Annotated in this window: 6 protein-coding genes and 1 other annotated feature; of the genes, 2 read left to right on the top strand and 4 right to left on the bottom strand. The window is 49.3% G+C overall.

Translation table 11 applies throughout. The features are described 5' to 3' along the window. The 4 genes from plaP to EQY_RS0110450 all read right to left on the bottom strand — a co-directional run. On the bottom strand, positions 1 to 1,178 hold a 1,178-nt coding region (plaP, locus tag EQY_RS0110460), incomplete at its 3' end, for a putrescine/proton symporter PlaP (RefSeq protein WP_000019195.1). Continuing rightward, the gene (yoeI, locus tag EQY_RS26150; protein ID WP_105279388.1) at positions 1,168 to 1,230 is read right to left on the bottom strand and encodes a membrane protein YoeI; all 63 of its coding nucleotides are present in this window, start codon (positions 1,228 to 1,230) and stop codon (positions 1,168 to 1,170) included. The genes plaP and yoeI, both read right to left, overlap by 11 nt. Positions 1,231 to 1,444: 214 nt before the next feature. Beyond that, on the bottom strand, positions 1,445 to 2,374 hold the full coding sequence (locus EQY_RS0110455) for a LysR substrate-binding domain-containing protein (RefSeq protein ID WP_000803376.1): 930 nt from the start codon (positions 2,372 to 2,374) through the stop codon (positions 1,445 to 1,447). 45 nt (positions 2,375 to 2,419) lie between these two features. After that, a complete protein-coding gene (locus tag EQY_RS0110450; protein ID WP_000754742.1) occupies positions 2,420 to 3,244 on the bottom strand; it encodes an SDR family oxidoreductase in 825 nt (274 codons plus the stop codon). Between the two features lie 426 nt (positions 3,245 to 3,670). Here EQY_RS0110450 and hisL point away from each other — a divergent pair, with 426 nt between their 5' ends. Then, the gene (gene hisL / locus EQY_RS24530; protein WP_001364200.1) at positions 3,671 to 3,721 is read left to right on the top strand and encodes a his operon leader peptide; all 51 of its coding nucleotides are present in this window, start codon (positions 3,671 to 3,673) and stop codon (positions 3,719 to 3,721) included. Then, positions 3,697 to 3,820, top strand: a sequence feature (His leader region). (Overlaps the previous gene by 25 nt.) A gap of 46 nt (positions 3,821 to 3,866) precedes the next feature. Next, positions 3,867 to 4,148, top strand: a 282-nt coding sequence (locus EQY_RS0110445; RefSeq protein ID WP_000131773.1) for a hypothetical protein, incomplete at its 3' end; no start/stop codon positions are given.

Raw genomic sequence — 4,148 nt, 5'->3', positions numbered from 1 at the left:
TCTTTCAGCGTTTTGTTACGCTTCTCACGGATCCAGAACTGCGAAATGACCGACAGGTTAACGAAGGTAAATGCTACCAGCGCACCAAAGTTAATCAGCGCCGTTGCCATCACCAGGTCAAAGTTGATTGCCAGCAGAGCAATCGCGCCAACCAGGATAATATTCATTGCCGGGGTACGCCATTTCGGGTGTACATAACCGAAGAAGCTTTTCGGGAACACGCCGTCACGACCCATTACGTACATCAGACGCGCTACGCCTGCGTGCGCCGCCATACCGGACGCCAGTACGGTAATGGTGGAGAAGATCAGCGCGCCGACCTGGAACGCTTTACCCGCAACGTACAGCATGATTTCAGGCTGTGACGCATCCGGATCTTTAAAGCGAGAGATATCCGGGAAGTACAGTTGCAGGAAGTAAGTTGCAAAGATGAAGATCATGCCGCCAATCAGCGCGGTCAGGAAAATCGCACGCGGGATCACGCGCTCTGCATCTTTGGTTTCTTCCGACAGGTTGCTGATGCCGTCAAAACCGGTAAAGGAGAAGCACAGGATTGTCGCCCCGGTAATCATCGGGATAACATGCGCATCGCCAGACCAGAACGGACGAGTGCTCGCCAGCGTACCAGCGCCTTCACCTTCAAATACGCCATAAACAACCATGCCCAGAATCACCGCGATCAGCACAACCTGCAACACTACGATTACCGTGTTGAAGTTCGCTACGGATTTCAGACTACGCAGGTTAAAGGCGGTCATAAAGGCCACCAGCGCCACCACAAACATCCACGATGGGATGGAAGGCACCAGAGCTTCAAAATAGATTTTCGCCAGCAGGATGTTGATCATCGGCGCGAACAGATAGTCGAGCAGGGAAGACCAACCCACCATAAAGCCGACTGTCGGGCTAATGGATTTCTGGGCGTAAGTGTATGCAGAGCCAGCAGAAGGATAGCGGCGAACCAACTTCCCGTAGCTCAAAGCCGTAAACAGGATCGCAATTAATGCGAACGCATAGGCTGTCGGCACATGACCATCCGTGAGGCCTGAAACGATACCAAAAGTATCAAACAGCGTCATCGGCTGCATATAGGCAAGACCCATCATTACAACCGGAACTAACGTAAGCGTTTTACGCAATTCCACGCGAGAGGTGTTTGGAGTAACGTTATGCGACATGGTCATTCTCCTTTACGGTGAAAACCGTCGCGTAAGCAAAAAATTGCCCCATTTTTTTGGATTCCTCAGCGACAACAACTGTCGATTTTTAGTAAATATCTATCCGGTACGAAGCCCGGCCTCTTGGTATGAATGATTGGTTTGAAGCAAAAAATAACCGACGCGGATAAAACGTCGGTTTTTAGTCATTTTTTGACAGCGGCGCATTGTGCCTAAATGGGGGGTAAATGACAAGAGAATGAGAGGCTTGTCATAAAATTTTTTATTTAAATGGCTGATTTTCCGTCATCAGATTTTGCATAAACTCCAGCAATCGCACTATTTGCTAAAATCTCATCCCGCCACCATGCGCTGGCAAGCCCTGCGGTCTGTTCGTTCCAGCCAATCCAGACCGGTTCAAAAAGAGTTTGGGCGACCACTTTCTTCTCAATTAACGCGCCACTATCGAGAAAACGTTGCGCCAGATAGCGGGGTAAATAGCCACAACCAAGACCGCTTATTTGTAGCTCCAGTTTGGTTTTAAAATCGAATACGGTTATGGCTTCTTGTTCATCGAGAAGTTGCGAGGCCGTAGAAGCGCCTGCCTGCGCAGTATCACCCACCACAATCGCCCGATACCGCTTAATGATACGACGGTTTAACGGTTCTTCTTCCTGGGCTAGCGGATGATGAGGCGCTACCGCAAAAACTTGTTCCAGATCGCCCAACCGCGAGAAACCAAACTCACTGGAAGACGGTGGCTCATGCATCGCGCCAACAATAATATCCGCTCGCCCCTGAGTCAGGGCATCCCAGGAACCACCGAGTACACCATTGACAAACTTCAGGCGCGTCACGCTATGATGTTGATAAAAGGCTTCAATGAGTGGCGCAAGCAGGGAAAAAGGAAACGTATCATCTACCCCAATCACCAACTCGTTTTCCCAGCCTTCATGAAGTTTGATAGCCTGCTTTTCCAGTTCTCGCACGGTATGGAGAACTTCCCGCCCTTTCTCTAATAACATTTTTCCGGTACGGGTGAATTTAGCGCGGTGACCGCTGCGATCGAGTAATTGAATATTAAGGTCGCTTTCCAGCTTATGAACGGTATAACTCAGAGCGGACGGCGTCTTGTAGAGTTTGGCCGACGCCGCCGCAAAACTGCCTTCTTTTTCTAAGGCATCGAGGATCATCAACACATCCAGCAGTGGTTTCATACACGCCCCCTTGCAGTGTATGCGGCGTCCTGCTGGCGTGATCGTTTACTCCAGCGGCATTACCAGCGGATCGGGATACTGGTATTCAAATCCCAGTTCATTGCAAATCCGACTGCCATCAATAATTTTACCCTTACCGCTGTCCAGACTGTTTCTGAACTGCGGGGGTTCCAGCCCCAGTAAACGAGCCATCTGTGGGTAGAAAACATTGCGCGCAGGGTGAGCTGGCGCACATATATTATAGATGTGTCCGCCTTTAGGTGCCTGTAACAACAGGGTGATAGCGCCAATAACATCTTCCTGGTGGACTAAATTAACACCGTGTTCACCGTCAGGCGCTGTTTTTCCGGCAAAGAAGCGTCCGGGATGGCGCCCTGGTCCGACCAGCCCCGCAAGACGCAGAATATCGACCGAAGTACCGGGTAAATTGTGCAGCCAGTCTTCGAGTTCTTCTAATACTCGTCCACTGTTGGTCACCGGATTACGCGGGGTAGTTTCTTTCACAGTGCCTTGTGCATCGCCATAGACAGACGTTGAGCTGGTAAAAATAATGCGAGGAATACGATGAGCCAGCGCGCTATCCACCAGCTCTTGCACAGCTTGTAAATAGAACTCATCGCCGGGGCCACTGCGACGTGCAGGAAGCGTAATGACCAGCGCATCGGCATCCATCAGGGCATCCAGATCGTCAGAATCACAAACTAACTCAGGCTCCATGCGAAGCAGATAGCTATCAATCCCGCTCATTCGGGCCGCTTCGACGCCATCTTGTGTGGTTTTACTCCCGGTGACCTGCCAGCCTCGCGCTGAAAGTGACATCGCCAGCGGCATACCTAACCACCCTAACCCGACAATTGCGACCTTTTTCATCCGTTTTCTCCTGATACACCTTAGATCTATAAGGCTACGCTAGCGTATCAAAACTGACAATTCATTCTATGAATGAAATCGAAACTGTTAGCAAATATACAATTGCCTGATGCGCTCCGCTTATCAGTCCTACAAAAACATCAATATATTGAATTTAGGCAACATTTGTAGACCAGATAAGGCATTCACGCCGCATCCGGCAGGAACAAAGCCCACTTTAGTTACAGAACACAATGTTCTTGAGGGTTTTAAAAACATATTTTCACGATTACTTTTTTAACGTAGCCACTCCTGGCCCCCTCCTTTCCCCGCTCATTCATTAAACAAATCCATCGCCATAAAATATATAAAAAAGCCCTTGCTTTCTAACGTGAAAGTGGTTTAGGTTAAAAGGCATCAGTTGAATAAACATTCACAGAGAATTTTATGACACGCGTTCAATTTAAACACCACCATCATCACCATCATCCTGACTAGTCTTTCAGGCGATGTGTGCTGGAAGACATTCAGATCTTCCAGTGGTGCATGAACGCATGAGAAAGCCCCCGGAAGATCGCCTTCCGGGGGCTTTTTTATTGCGTGGTTGATACCGATTCAGACAGGTTAAAAGAGGAAGAAGAAAATGACAGACAACACTCGTTTACGCATAGCTATGCAGAAATCAGGGCGTTTAAGTGATGACTCGCGCGAATTACTGGCGCGCTGTGGTATTAAAATCAATCTTCACACCCAGCGCCTGATCGCAATGGCTGAAAACATGCCGATTGATATTCTGCGCGTGCGTGACGACGACATTCCCGGTCTGGTAATGGACGGCGTGGTTGACCTTGGGATTATCGGCGAAAACGTGCTGGAAGAAGAACTGCTTAACCGCCGCGCCCAGGGTGAAGATCCGCGCTACTTT

Source organism: Escherichia sp. TW14182 (assembly GCF_000208525.1).
Taxonomy (GTDB): domain Bacteria; phylum Pseudomonadota; class Gammaproteobacteria; order Enterobacterales; family Enterobacteriaceae; genus Escherichia; species Escherichia ruysiae.
Note: the sequence above shows the minus strand (reverse complement) of the source record. Positions and strands in the feature narration are given on the sequence as shown.